The organism is Aeromonas sp. 25-AL00135 (genome assembly GCF_054052385.1).
Genome location: NZ_JBSTYQ010000012.1, coordinates 125,959 through 138,745, shown reverse-complemented (window position 1 = coordinate 138,745; position 12,787 = coordinate 125,959). Strand labels below are relative to the sequence as shown.

At 60.5% G+C, this 12,787-nt stretch carries 14 protein-coding genes; 5 read left to right on the top strand and 9 right to left on the bottom strand.

All coding sequences use genetic code 11. The annotated features are described in order from the left end of the window. Positions 1–10 precede the first annotated feature (10 nt). Entirely contained in the window at positions 11–1,321 is a 1,311-nt protein-coding gene (envZ, locus tag ACW5XC_RS12990; protein ID WP_042054216.1) for a two-component system sensor histidine kinase EnvZ, read from the bottom strand. After that, complete coding sequence (gene ompR / locus ACW5XC_RS12985) at positions 1,318–2,040, bottom strand: osmolarity response regulator transcription factor OmpR (RefSeq protein WP_005340625.1); 723 nt, start codon at positions 2,038–2,040, stop codon at positions 1,318–1,320. The genes envZ and ompR overlap by 4 nt, the downstream gene beginning before the upstream one ends. A gap of 247 nt (positions 2,041–2,287) precedes the next feature. Here ompR and greB point away from each other — a divergent pair, with 247 nt between their 5' ends. Beyond that, positions 2,288–2,761 carry a transcription elongation factor GreB gene (greB, locus tag ACW5XC_RS12980; RefSeq protein WP_005340627.1) on the top strand — a complete coding sequence of 158 codons (474 nt, stop codon included), beginning with the start codon at positions 2,288–2,290 and terminating at the stop codon, positions 2,759–2,761. Positions 2,762–2,952: 191 nt separating this feature from the next. Continuing rightward, positions 2,953–5,262 (top strand): Tex family protein, encoded by a 2,310-nt coding sequence (locus ACW5XC_RS12975; protein WP_042054305.1) that lies wholly within the window; start codon positions 2,953–2,955, stop codon positions 5,260–5,262. A gap of 70 nt (positions 5,263–5,332) precedes the next feature. Here the strand turns inward: ACW5XC_RS12975 and ACW5XC_RS12970 are convergent, their stop codons facing one another. The 4 genes from ACW5XC_RS12970 to bioH all read right to left on the bottom strand — a co-directional run bounded on the left by ACW5XC_RS12970 (position 5,333) and on the right by bioH (position 7,535). Beyond that, positions 5,333–5,611 carry a hypothetical protein gene (locus tag ACW5XC_RS12970; RefSeq protein ID WP_005340630.1) on the bottom strand — a complete coding sequence of 93 codons (279 nt, stop codon included), beginning with the start codon at positions 5,609–5,611 and terminating at the stop codon, positions 5,333–5,335. Positions 5,612–5,696: 85 nt separating this feature from the next. Further along, a complete protein-coding gene (locus tag ACW5XC_RS12965) occupies positions 5,697–6,464 on the bottom strand; it encodes a putative metalloprotease CJM1_0395 family protein (RefSeq protein ID WP_042054218.1) in 768 nt (255 codons plus the stop codon). A 1-nt stretch (position 6,465) separates the two neighbouring features. Then, positions 6,466–6,699 carry a flagellar hook protein FlgE gene (locus ACW5XC_RS12960; protein WP_042054219.1) on the bottom strand — a complete coding sequence of 78 codons (234 nt, stop codon included), beginning with the start codon at positions 6,697–6,699 and terminating at the stop codon, positions 6,466–6,468. A gap of 71 nt (positions 6,700–6,770) precedes the next feature. Next, positions 6,771–7,535, bottom strand: coding sequence for a pimeloyl-ACP methyl ester esterase BioH (gene bioH / locus ACW5XC_RS12955; RefSeq protein WP_042054220.1), 765 nt, complete (start codon positions 7,533–7,535; stop codon positions 6,771–6,773). Positions 7,536–7,573: 38 nt separating this feature from the next. On the opposite strand from bioH, the gene ACW5XC_RS12950 reads away from it, so the two are divergent. Both ACW5XC_RS12950 and nfuA read left to right on the top strand, forming a co-directional pair. After that, complete coding sequence (locus tag ACW5XC_RS12950) at positions 7,574–8,302, top strand: ComF family protein (protein WP_042054221.1); 729 nt, start codon at positions 7,574–7,576, stop codon at positions 8,300–8,302. A gap of 80 nt (positions 8,303–8,382) precedes the next feature. Next, complete coding sequence (gene nfuA, locus ACW5XC_RS12945) at positions 8,383–8,961, top strand: Fe-S biogenesis protein NfuA (protein WP_005340636.1); 579 nt, start codon at positions 8,383–8,385, stop codon at positions 8,959–8,961. A gap of 84 nt (positions 8,962–9,045) precedes the next feature. Here the strand turns inward: nfuA and gpsA are convergent, their stop codons facing one another. From gpsA to ACW5XC_RS12930, 3 genes are read right to left on the bottom strand one after another with little or no spacing between them, the layout of a single operon-like run. Further along, the gene (gene gpsA / locus ACW5XC_RS12940; protein ID WP_005356865.1) at positions 9,046–10,050 is read right to left on the bottom strand and encodes an NAD(P)H-dependent glycerol-3-phosphate dehydrogenase; all 1,005 of its coding nucleotides are present in this window, start codon (positions 10,048–10,050) and stop codon (positions 9,046–9,048) included. Positions 10,051–10,052: 2 nt separating this feature from the next. After that, positions 10,053–10,523 carry a protein-export chaperone SecB gene (gene secB, locus ACW5XC_RS12935; RefSeq protein WP_042054222.1) on the bottom strand — a complete coding sequence of 157 codons (471 nt, stop codon included), beginning with the start codon at positions 10,521–10,523 and terminating at the stop codon, positions 10,053–10,055. A 50-nt stretch (positions 10,524–10,573) separates the two neighbouring features. Then, positions 10,574–11,005 (bottom strand): rhodanese-like domain-containing protein, encoded by a 432-nt coding sequence (locus ACW5XC_RS12930; RefSeq protein ID WP_005340640.1) that lies wholly within the window; start codon positions 11,003–11,005, stop codon positions 10,574–10,576. A gap of 246 nt (positions 11,006–11,251) precedes the next feature. Between ACW5XC_RS12930 and gpmM the strand changes: the two genes are divergently transcribed. Next, positions 11,252–12,781 (top strand): 2,3-bisphosphoglycerate-independent phosphoglycerate mutase, encoded by a 1,530-nt coding sequence (gene gpmM, locus ACW5XC_RS12925; protein WP_042054223.1) that lies wholly within the window; start codon positions 11,252–11,254, stop codon positions 12,779–12,781. The last annotated feature ends 6 nt before the right edge of the window (positions 12,782–12,787 follow it).

The following is a 12,787-nucleotide window of genomic DNA, read 5'->3' as shown; positions in this document are numbered from 1 at the left end:
CGCCCTTCTCTCAATCCATCCACTCCTGTGGCTGATGTTTCGGCAGCCGCATCTCGACCAGCAGGCCGCCGAGTTCCGAACTTCCCAACCGGATAGTGCCGTGGTGCTGGGCGACTATCTTGGCCACGATGGCCAACCCCAGCCCACTGCCGCCAACGGTCCGCGCCACATTACCCTGAGTAAACGGCTTGAGCACTCGGGAGTAGTCCTGCTCCGGAATCCCGGGGCCATCATCGGAGAGGCGCAGGCGCACCCAGTGCCCGTCGTCCTTCAACTCGGCATACAAGCGGCTCGCCCCGTAACGCTGCGAGTTGCTTGAGAGGTTGTTCAACACTCGCCGGATACTGACCGGATTGCAGGCCACCCGCACCGCCTCTTGCGGCAGCGCCAGATCGACCTCCAGCCCCTGCTCCGAGTAGATCAGCAAGGTATCGTGCACCAGCTGGGTCAGGTCGATCGGCTCCAGATCCTGACCTTCATCCGGGCGGATGTAATCGATGAACTGATCGATGATGGCATTGGACTCATCAATGTCGGCGTTGATGCTCTCCTTGAGGTACTCGTCACCGGAGGACATCATCTCGGTCGCCAGCCGGATGCGGGTCAGCGGGGTACGCAGATCGTGGGAAACCCCCGCCATCATCAGGTTACGCTCTTCGATCAGGCTCTTGATGGAGTGCGACATATGGTTGAAGGTGCGGGTCAGCCGCCGCACCTCCCTTGAGCCCAGCTCCCCCAGCGCCTCGGGGAAATGACCCCTGGCAACAGCAACGGCACCAGCTTCGAGATCCTCGAGCGGGCGCACCAGCTGCCGGGCAAAGCGCCAGGCCGCAAACAGAGTGATCACCAGCAGCACGCTCAGATAGATGATGAGGGGTTCGATATCGTCATCTTCAATCTCGGTCAGCGGGATCCGCACCCAGATTTTGCTGGCCTGCGGCGGCTGGATCCAGATGATGTAGTGATCCTGGATCTCGACCCGCACCTTGGCCGGGCCACCCAGTTCGCGACTGATGTTCTCCTCCAGATAGGGGTACGGCTTGGCATCGTTGAAGCCATGCTGCACCGCCTCGCTCTGGGTATAGATGTCGGTACCGGTCGTCACATAGACCAGCGCCTCGGCATCTTCGCTCAGCGCCAGTTGTTCAGTGTTAACCGGAAAGATCAGCTTGACCTGATTGGCCAGCAAGTGACTGATCTGCTTGACGGTTGGCGCCAGCAGATAGTTGTAGAAGGTGACGTAGGAGACTGCTTGATAGACCACCAGAACGGCGGCCAGAAACCAGAGCATGCGCGAGAACATGCTGCCGACCTTTTTCATGCACCGTCACCATCTGGCACGAACACATACCCCAGACCCCAGACGGTCTGCAGGTAGCGGGGCTGGGCCGGATCCTGCTCCAGCAGGCGGCGCAGACGAGAGACCTGCACGTCGATGCTGCGCTCGGTGGCGGTGTATTCGCGGCCACGGGCCAGATTCATCAGCTTGTCGCGGGAGAGCGGTTCACGCGGATGGCTGACCAGCACCTTGAGCACCGCAAACTCACCGCTGGTGAGCGCCATAGGCTCGCCATCCCGGCTCAGCTCGCGGGTCGCGAGATTGAGCTGGAAGGCCCCGAAGTTGACCACCTTCTCTGCAGCCGAGGGGGCCCCGGGCAACTCGACGGTATGACGGCGCAGCACGGCACGGATCCGCGCCAGCAGTTCGCGGGGGTTGAACGGCTTGGGCAGATAGTCATCGGCCCCCATCTCGAGCCCGACGATGCGATCCACTTCATCCCCCTTGGCGGTGAGCATCAGCACCGGGATCTGGTTACCCGCTTCCCGCAGACGGCGGCAGATGGAGAGCCCATCCTCCCCCGGCAACATCAGGTCGAGCACCATCAGGCTGAAGTTTTCACGAGTCAGCAAGCGATCGGCCTGCTCGCCATTGGCCACGCCGCGCACTACGAATCCCTGCTCGGTGAGATAGCGTTCCAACAGGGAACGTAATTTCAGGTCATCGTCCACGACCAGGACCTTGTATTGCTGCTGACTCATTGCTTTGCCTCTTCATTCTTTCGCTGCCCACCATACTAGGGGGGGATATCGCGGGAGAAAAGCATAAATATGTTACCGGTTATTACCCATGATCAGAGCGTGACGGCCGTCAAGCCCTCCTCCAGACCAGTACCGCTGAATGGCTCCCGCCAAGCTGGCGCAATTTCTCTCGACAGAAGGAGGACAAAAGCTAATATTCCCGAGCAGTTAGCGATGATTACCCCTCTTTGACCAGGTCCGCATCACCATGAAGACAAAGCTGATCACCCGCGAAGGCTACAACAAGCTGAAAGAAGAGCTCGATTTCCTCTGGCGTCAGGAGCGCCCCGAGGTCACCAGGAAGGTGGCATGGGCCGCCAGCCTGGGGGATCGCAGCGAAAATGCCGACTACCAGTACAACAAGAAGCGGCTGCGGGAGATAGACCGGCGGGTGCGCTACCTGCGCAAATGCCTCGAAGAGCTGGGGATCGTCGACTATGCCCCCGCGCAGGAGGGCAAGGTCTTCTTCGGCGCCTGGGTCGAGGTGGAAAACGATGAGGGCGAGACCAAGCGCTTTCGCATCGTCGGCTATGACGAGATCTTCGAGCGCAAGGATTACATCTCCATCGACTCCCCCATGGCCCGCGCCCTGCTCAAGAAAGAGGTCGGGGATGAGGCCATCGTCCGTACGCCAGTTGGTGACGTCTGCTGGTATATCAACGAGATCAGCTACCCCAAATAGCCGGACTGCTTGCCACAGGCACATCCTGAGTCACTGGTGCAATGGCAAGATAAACGCCCTCCCCTGCGACTGTATCAGTCTGACGGGTGCAGACCCCGGCGCAGGGTGGCATCCCGCAACACGACCCCATATAGTGCTCACACTTGGCGCCTGATGGCGCGGACTCGACCACAGAGGCCCTCAACAACATCATGATGCAAACCATAGAGAGACAGATTGCCGGAGAGCTCAATGCTCGCCCGGAGCAGGTGCAGGCCGCAGTGCGCCTGCTGGATGAAGGCTCGACCGTGCCCTTTATCGCCCGTTACCGTAAAGAGGTGACCGGTGGTCTGGACGACAGCCAGCTGCGTACGCTGGAGAGCCGCCTCGGCTATCTGCGTGAACTGGAAGACCGCCGTCAGGTGATCATTCGCTCCATCGAAGAGCAGGGCAAGCTGACCCCCGAGTTGGCCCGCGAGTTGAACGGCGCCGACAGCAAGACCCGGCTGGAAGACCTCTACCTCCCCTACAAGCCCAAACGCCGCACCAAGGGGCAGATGGCGATCGAAGCCGGGTTGGAGCCGCTGGCCAACCTGCTGCTCAGCGACCCGATGCAGGATCCCGAGCAAGCTGCAGCCACCTTCCTCAATCCCGAACAGGGCATTGCCGACAGCAAGGCTGCCCTCGACGGCGCCCGCTATATTCTGATGGAGCGCTTCGCCGAGCAGGCCGACCTGCTGGAGAAGCTGCGCGACTACCTGTGGCAAAATGCCACCCTGCGCGCCCGCGTGGTGGCAGGCAAGGAGCAGGAAGGGGCCAAGTTCAAGGATTACTTCGAACACGACGAACCCCTGCACAAGGCCCCCTCCCACCGGGTGCTGGCCATGCTGCGCGGCCGCAATGAGGGGATCCTCAATCTGGCGCTGGTCACCGGTGACGACGAGAGTGCCAGCCCCTGCGAAGGGATCATTGCCCACCACCTCAAGCTCAATCTGCAGAACCGCCCGGCCGACAAGTGGCTGCAAGGGGTGGTGAGCTGGACCTGGAAGATCAAGTTGTCGCTTCAGATGGAGACAGAGCTGATCGGTCGCATCCGCGAATCGGCAGAGGAGGAGGCAATCAAGGTGTTCGCCATGAACCTCAAGGATCTGCTGATGGCGGCCCCGGCGGGCATGCGCTGCACCATGGGGCTGGATCCGGGCATCCGCACCGGGGTCAAGGTTGCCGTGGTGGATGCCACCGGCAAGCTGGTCGATCACGCCACCATCTATCCGTTCGAACCGAAACGCCAGATTGATCAGAGCCTCAAGACCCTGAGCGAGCTGTGCCAGAAACACAAGGTCGAGCTCATCAGCATCGGCAACGGTACCGCCTCGCGGGAGACCGACCGGCTGGTGAGCGACCTGTTCGAGCGCTACCCCGCCGCCAAGGCGCAGAAGATAGTGGTGAGCGAAGCAGGAGCCTCGGTCTACTCCGCCTCCGAACTCGCCTCTCAGGAGTTCCCGGATCTCGACGTCTCGATCCGTGGCGCCGTCTCCATCGCCCGCCGCCTGCAAGACCCGTTGGCCGAACTGGTCAAAATCGATCCCAAGAGTATCGGGGTCGGCCAGTATCAGCACGACGTCGGCCAGAGCCAGCTGGCCCGTCGGCTGGATGCCGTGGTAGAGGATTGCGTGAACGCGGTCGGGGTCGATGTGAACACCGCCTCGGTCGCCCTGCTCAACCGGGTTTCCGGCCTCTCCCAGACGCTGGCCCAGAACATCGTCGCCTATCGGGATGAGCACGGCGCTTTCAAGAGCCGTCAGCAGTTGCTGAAAGTGAGCCGACTCGGCCCCAAAGCCTTCGAACAGTGCGCCGGCTTCCTGCGCATTCGAGGCGGCAGCAATCCCCTCGACAGCTCGGCGGTGCACCCGGAGTCCTATCCGGTGGTGGAGCGGATCCTCGCCAAGCTGGAGCAGACCGTGGAGAGCCTGCTCGGCAACAGCAGCCTGCTGCGCAGCCTGAAACCGGCCGATTACACCGATGAGCAATTCGGCGTGCCTACCGTCACCGACATCATCGGCGAGCTGGACAAGCCGGGCCGCGACCCGCGCCCCGAGTTCAAGACCGCTACCTTCAAGGAAGGGGTGGAGCAGATCAGCGACCTGGTGCCAGAGATGGTACTGGAAGGGGTGGTCACCAACGTCACCAACTTCGGCGCCTTCGTCGATATCGGTGTTCATCAGGACGGTCTGGTGCACATCTCCTCCCTGACCGACCGTTTCGTCAAGGATCCCCGCGAGGTGGTCAAGGCGGGCGATATTGTGCGGGTCAAGGTGTTGGAAGTGGACGCCCCACGCAAGCGGATTAGCCTGACCATGCGCCTCGACGAAAAGGCAGGGCAGCCCGCCCGCAAGTCGGCTGAAGCGCGCAACAGCAGTGCTGGCAACACCAAACCAAGAAATGAGCCGCGCCAAAGCCCCCCTATGGGTGGTGCCATGGGCAACGCCTTCGCGGCAGCGCTCTCCAAAGCGAAAAAGTAACGACACCGTCCGGAACGCCTCTGAATGCAAAAAGCCCCGCTAGGGGCTTTTTTACACGCGAAGCTCAGGATCACTGCGCCAGGGCAGCAAGAATGCTCTCGGGCTCTCCATGCTGGGCCAGCACCTCCCGCAGTCGGTTGAATGCCTTGCAGGCCTCTTGCGGATACTTGCCGTAAGAGACGACGCCGGTGTGGCTCCAGCCAGCCGCCAGCATCACTTTCTTCTTGAAACTGGTTCCTTCAGTTCCCCCTCCTCCTAGCTGCATCAGAAATTGCTCCATCTGCAGGTGGGGGGGCGGTACACGGGAGAAGGTGGTGAAATCTTCCGCTTTGACTTCATCGAAATGCATGACAGCTCCTGTGAAATTGGAATGGGCCTGATCTTCAGGTTAGTTGCAAAACAGGCAAAGCAGCTGAAAGTTTGGTGAGGGGGATTCAGATATGCAGACTGAGGGACTGGGTCGAGGCCGGGCTGACAGCCTGTTGATAGTGGCCCGCGATGACGCTGTTGCGCTTGTCCATATAGGCACTCAGCACGCCGCCCGATTTTGCGCTCTGCTCGGCCATCAGCTCTTTGCGCGCCTTGGCTTCACTGGCGGCGGCGCTGCGCGCGACGGCCAGATCCTGCGCGGAAGGCTCGGCAGGCGCCAGCGCTGCAGCGCGGATCTGCTGCATCTTGGCAATGGTAGCGGCAGGGTCACCGGGTACGACACTGGTATCGATCTGGACTTCGCCACCCGTCGCATAACGCTTGCCATCCGGCCCTTGCGTAAACTGATAGGTGGGCGAGCTGGCGTACTCTCCACCCGCAGACTGGTGCGCCTGCTCGTGAGTGCGCACCTCCTTGTCACGCTCGACAAGATCCTGAACCTGCTGCTCTTGCCGCTGTTGCTGCTCCTGCTGTTTGGGATCTTGCTGCTTGCGCTGCCCATCCTCACCGGTGGCCTCGACAAAGCGATTATCTGGCAGTGTCGTCGGCGCTGGTTGCCCGGTTTCACGGCTGTTCTGGGAGGTCTGATTGCTGGAGGCTTGACCGGCTTTGGATTTCTCTTTCTGGGAGCCGACTTCAGATTCGGCAACGGAGGCTTGGCCCGCCCGGGCCTGCGGGATCAGTTCTGCCCGGCGATTATCCGTCCTCGCTGCTTCCACCTGAGGTTGCAGCTGTGTCGGAATAAGGGGGGGCAGACTGACATTGATGTTCATCTCACACCCGGATGTCGATCAGGGTTCCCATCATATCGCTGGCGGTCTGCACTACCTTGGCGGAAGCGCCAGCCTGCAGCTCGGCCACCTTGAGATTGACGAGCTCATCGGTCACTTGCACCTGATCCCCGCTGGGGGTGTTGAGACGGGCGATCTGATTGGATGCCTTGTCGGCAATCTGCTCGGCTCGCTGAAATCCCTGTACCCCGCTGTTGAAAGCAGAATCAATACGCATGATGTTACTCCTCTGGTCACAGCTTAATTATCCGCCAGACCAGAGGATTAATGAAGCTTATTGACTATTTTTTATCCAACAAAATCTCGAACGATTTCAATGAATTCGTCAGGGTGGGAGATAAAAGGTGCGTGTGAGGCCTTATTGAGGGTCACGCTGCGGCTGGCAGGATAGAGATCATCCAGCAGGGGAATGGCCGCCTTGGGTACCAATGAATCCAGTCGCCCATAGATCCGCAACCAGGGCAGATCGAGCTCCTGCAGCGGTTCGCGCAGGTCAATCTCGGCCAACAGTGTCAGTCCAGCCTCGAGTGCGGCAAACTCGGGCGCCGGCCGCTCGGCCAGCCAGTGGCGCAACTGACGGATATCGTCCCGGGCATGTTCGCTGCCCATCGCCTGGATCGCCAGAAAGCGCTCTATGGTCTGGCGAAAATCCCCCGCCAGCATCTGGTTGAAGCCGGTCAGTACCTTGGGGGCGATACCCGGCCACTCGTCGCGGGCCATAAAACAAGGGGAGCTGGCCACGGTGATCAGGGAGTGCAGCCGATCGGGATGCATCAGCGCCAACTGGCTTGCCACCAGCCCCCCGAGCGACCAACCAAGCAGATGGCACTTCTGCGGCATGATGGCAGCCACCTGCTCGGCAAGCCAGGGCAGGCTGTAATCCACCTCGTCTGCCAGCGGGCTGTTGCCAAAACCGGGCAAATCCACCAGATGAACCCGATAGTGGGACGCCAACTGTTGGGCAATGCCATGCCAGACCGCACCATTCATCCCCCAACCGTGCAACAGCACCAGATCGGGCCCCTGGCCAAACTGCTCTACCGATATGCTCATCTAGACTAAAGATCCCTGTTCATGCTCTTGGGGTCAGCATGTTAAAGCGACTGCTCGCTAAAGCAAGCCCACTGCTCGGCAGCCACGCCGACTGGCAAGGGAGCTGCCTGCTCTGTCATCAGCCTTGTGACAACGAGCCCCTGCTCTGCAGCTGGTGTCGGCAGGCGTTGCACCAATCAGAGCCAAGATGCCGCCTCTGCGCCGCACCGCTGGCTGACTATATAAAAGAGAGCATACCGGTCTGCGGCCGCTGCCAGCGCAGACCTCCCCCCTGGGAGCGGCTGCAGGTGATCGGCGACTACCAAACCCCCTACCCCATGCTGATCCCCCGGCTCAAATATTCCGGCCAGATCCTGCTGGCGCCGCTACTGGCACGCCTCTTGGCCGATCATCTGGATGGCCGCGAGCCGCCGGAGGCGATCATTCCTGTTCCCCTGCACTGGTGGCGACAGTGGCGGCGCGGTTTCAATCAGGCGGAGGAGATCGCGCACACCCTTGGCGAGCTCACCGGCATTCCCTGCGACAACACCCTGTTGCAGCGCATCAAGGCAACCCCACAGCAAACAACTCTCAGCGCCGGGCTGCGACGGCGCAATCTGCGCGGGGCATTCCGGATCCGCCCCCACCACTATCGCCATGTTGCCCTGCTCGATGACGTTGTGACCACAGGTGCCACCGCCGGTCAGCTCAGCCGTTTGCTCCATGAGAGCGGCATCACAAAGGTAGAAGTGTGGGCAATCTGTCGTACCCTTCGGCACAGCAAGTAGCCATCGGCATGCTACCCAAGCATTAATAACCGCGTTATCATGAATACCCTAGTCGTACACTCAGGTTTATGAGGATAGTGATGATCAGCATTTCCGACGCCGCCCAGGCCCATTTCCGTAAACTGCTGGAAAAACAGCCTGATGGCACCAATATCCGGGTGTTTGTGGTCAATCCGGGAACCCAGAATGCCGAGTGTGGCGTATCGTATTGCCCGCCCGATGCCGTGGACCCGGAAGATCAACACCTGCCCTTCAGCGGCTTCGACTGCATGGTCGATCCCCTGAGCGCCCCCTTCCTAGTGGATGCCACCATCGATTTCGTGACCGATCAGATGGGCTCCCAGCTCACCCTGAAAGCGCCGAACGCCAAGATGCGTAAAGTGGCCGATGACGCGCCGCTGATCGAGCGCATCGAGTACGTGTTGATGTCCGAAGTGAACCCCATGCTGGCCGGTCACGGTGGCAAGGTCACTCTGGTCGAGCTGACCGAGGACAAACTGGCCATCCTGCAGTTTGGCGGCGGTTGCAACGGCTGCTCCATGGTCGATTACACCCTGAAAGAGGGGATCGAGAAGCAGCTGCTGGAGAAGTTCCCGGGCGAGCTCAACGGGGTGAAAGACGCCACCGAGCACCAGCGCGGCGACCACTCCTACTACTGATTTGCACAGCCCTTGTGGCAAAAACATGCTGCAAAGAAAAGGCCCCGCCAGATGGCGGGGCCTTTTGCATGGGCAATCGGCAGATTACTCGTCCTTCTTGTCTCGCGACAGCAGGGCGATGGCCGCCTCTTTCGGGTTCTTACCCTCGTAGAGCACCTTGAAGATCTGCTCGCAGATGGGCATCTCGACGCCGCAGCGGGCCGCCAGCAGATGCACCTCTTTGGTGTTGCGATACCCCTCCACCACCTGACCGATCTCGGTCATGGCGGTGTTCACATCCTTGCCAGCCCCGAGGGCCAGCCCGAAGCGACGGTTGCGCGACTGGTTGTCGGTACATGTGAGCACCAGATCCCCGAGCCCCGCCATCCCCATAAAGGTTTTGGCATCGGCACCCAGCGCCGCACCCAGACGCTGCATCTCCACCAGACCCCGGGTGATGAGCGCGGTTCTGGCATTGGCGCCAAACCCTAGCCCGTCGGAGAGACCGGCACCGATAGCGATGACGTTCTTCACCGCCCCACCCAGCTGCAGACCGACGAAGTCCGGATTGGTATAGACCCGGAACGAGCGGCCACAGTGCAGCAGATGGGAGAGATCGTCGGCGAACTCATCGTGAGTCGAGGCGACCGAGATAGCGGTCGGCAGACCGGCAGCCAGCTCCTTGGCGAAGGTGGGACCGGAGATCACCGCCAGCGGTATCTCGTCACCCAGCACTTCACGGGCCACGTCCTGCAGCAGACGGCCACTGTCCGGCTCCAGACCCTTGGTGGCCCAAGCGATACGGGTATCGGGGCGCAGGAAGGGTTTGATCCGGGTCAGCACATCGCCAAATACATGGCTCGGCACGACCAGCAGCAGCACGGGGGCAGCTTGTACCGCACGTTGTAGATCCGCAGTCAGCTGCAGATCGGCGGGAAAGGGGACATCAGGCAAAAATGCCTTGTTGCAGCGGTCTTGTTCCAGCTCGGCGACATGAGCGGGGTCGTGACCCCACAGCAGGGTCGGATGACCATTGCGCGCCAGAGAAATGGCAAGGGCGGAGCCATAAGACCCCGCCCCCAAGACCGAGATAGCGATCTGGTCAGCCATTATCAGGCTTCCGCAGTCGCCTGCTGGGCCTGTGCTTGCGCCATGTGCTGGGCAAACAGGGCATCGAAGTTGACCGGTGCCAGGTTCAGCTGCGGGAAGGAACCCTTGCTCACCATGTTGGCCACGGCTTCGCGGGCATACGGGAACAGGATGTTCGGGCAGAAGGCAGCCAGGCAGTGAGCCAGTTGCGGCTCCGGCAGGTTGCCGATGGTGAAGATACCGGCTTGCTGTACTTCGCACAGGAAGGCAGTTTCGGTTTCCAGTTTGCAGGTTACGGTCAGGGTCAGGACAACCTCGTACACGCTCTCAGCCAGGATGTTGGTCTTGGTATCCATATCCAGCTTGACGTCCGGCTGCCACTCTTTCTGGAAGATGTGCGGGGTGTTCGGCGCTTCGAAAGAGACATCCTTGGTGTAAACACGCTGGATGTGAAATTCCGGTTGTACTTCCTGGTTGTTGATCTCGTCAGCCATTTCGTTTGATTCCTTGTTATATGGATAAGTGGGCTCAGGCCCTGCTTAAATCAGCGTTTCTTGGTTACCGGCAGATTTTCTGCACGCCATTGGGCCATGCCACCGCCGAGCACATAAACCTGCTTGAAGCCAGCTTTGCTCAGCTGACGGCCCGCGCCGCCCGCAGTCATTCCCGACTCGCACACCACTATGATGGGGGCATCTTTATGCTTTTCAACCGGGCCCAGATTATTGCTCTGGATCTGGGTCAGCGGCAGGTGCTGGGCACCGGCCAGATGGCCCTTGGCATACTCTTCCTGACTGCGAATATCCACCACGGTGGCATTCTCGCGGTTGATCAGCAGGGTCGCGGTGTGGTTGTTGACGGTTTTTACCGGGGACAAACGGGCACGCACAGTGGTGTAAACCAGGGTGCCAGCCAGACCCAACCAGGCTGCGGTCAGCAGCGGGTTACGGGCCGCAAAATCCAAATACTCTTGCATCTTCTACTATCCAGGGACCAAGACAAGGGCCCGAGTATACATGGGGGTATTGATAAGATCAGCCATCTTGGCGGCAAAGCGCGAGCAGGCTCCCATCATCATTGGGCAGCGAGCATGGCAGGAAGGGCGTGGCTTGCGGGGCCACGGGAGCGCCCCTTGGCTATCAGGTGACTATTTCGGCAGATGTAGTAATATTACGCTAGTTTCATTTCCCGCATTTTTTCCAATCCGAGAGGACATAGTCTTATGTCAACAGCTAAGAAACCTTTGGTTCTGGTCATCATGGACGGTTGGGGCTACAGCACCAAGCAAGAGCACAACGCCGTCGCTGCCGCCAAGACTCCCAACCTCGATCGTCTGGCCCGTGACTACACCAGCACCCTGATCTCCGGCTCCGGCCTGGACGTGGGTCTGCCGGATGGCCAGATGGGCAACTCCGAAGTGGGCCACGTCAACATCGGTGCCGGTCGCATCGTCTATCAGGAGCTGACCCGCATCTCCAAAGACATCCAGGATGGCGAATTCTTCCAGAACGTCGAGCTGGCCAAGGCTGTTGACGCTGCCGTGACCAACGGCAAAGCCGTTCACATCATGGGCCTGATGTCCCCGGGTGGCGTACACAGCCACGAAGAGCACATCATGGGCATGATCGAAATGGCCGCCAAGCGTGGCGCCGAGAAGATCTACCTGCATGCCTTCCTGGATGGCCGCGACGTTCCGCCGCGCTCCGCCCAGTCCTCCATCGAGCTGTTCGACGCCCTGTTCGCCAAGCTGGGCAAGGGTCGCTGCGCCTCCATGATCGGTCGTTACTTCGCCATGGACCGCGACAACCGCTGGGATCGCGTGCAGCAAGCCTATGACCTGATGACCCAGGGCAAGGGCGAGTTCACCGCCGAGAGCGCCACCGAAGCACTGGCTGCCGCCTATGCTCGCGACGAGAACGACGAGTTCGTCAAAGCCACCCGCATCGGCGAAGCTGCACCGATGGAAGATGGCGATGCGCTGATTTTCATGAACTTCCGTGCCGACCGTGCCCGTGAAATCACCCGCGCCTTCGTTGACACCGACTTCACCGGCTTCGCCCGTGCAGTCGAGCCGAAGCTGAACTTCGTGATGCTGACCGAATACGCGGCCGACATCAAAACTGCCTGTGCCTACCCGCCGACCGCTCTGGTCAACACCCTGGGTGAGTGGCTGGCCAAGCAGGGCAAGACCCAGCTGCGCATCTCCGAAACCGAGAAGTATGCTCATGTCACCTTCTTCTTCAACGGTGGCGAAGAGTCCTGCTTCACCGGCGAAGATCGCGAGATCGTGGCCAGCCCGAAAGTGGCGACCTATGACCTGCAGCCGGAGATGAGCTCCGAAGAGCTGACCGACAAGCTGGTTGCGGCCATCAAGAGCGGCAAGTACGACGTCATCATCTGTAACTACCCGAATGGCGACATGGTTGGTCACACCGGTGTATTCGATGCCGCCGTCAAAGCGTGTGAAGCCGTTGACCACTGCATCGGTCGCGTCACCGACGCCCTGGCCGAAGTGGGTGGCGAGTGCCTGATCACTGCCGACCACGGCAACGCCGAGAAGATGCTGGACGAAGAGACTGGTCAGGCCCACACCGCCCACACCAATCTGCCGGTTCCGCTCATCTATTTCGGTCGCAAAGCCGAGGTAGTTGAAGGTGGCAAACTGTCCGATCTGGCCCCCACCATGCTGACCCTGATGGGTCTGCCGGTGCCGCCGGAAATGACTGGCAAGCCCCTGATGATTCTGAAATAATCCTTC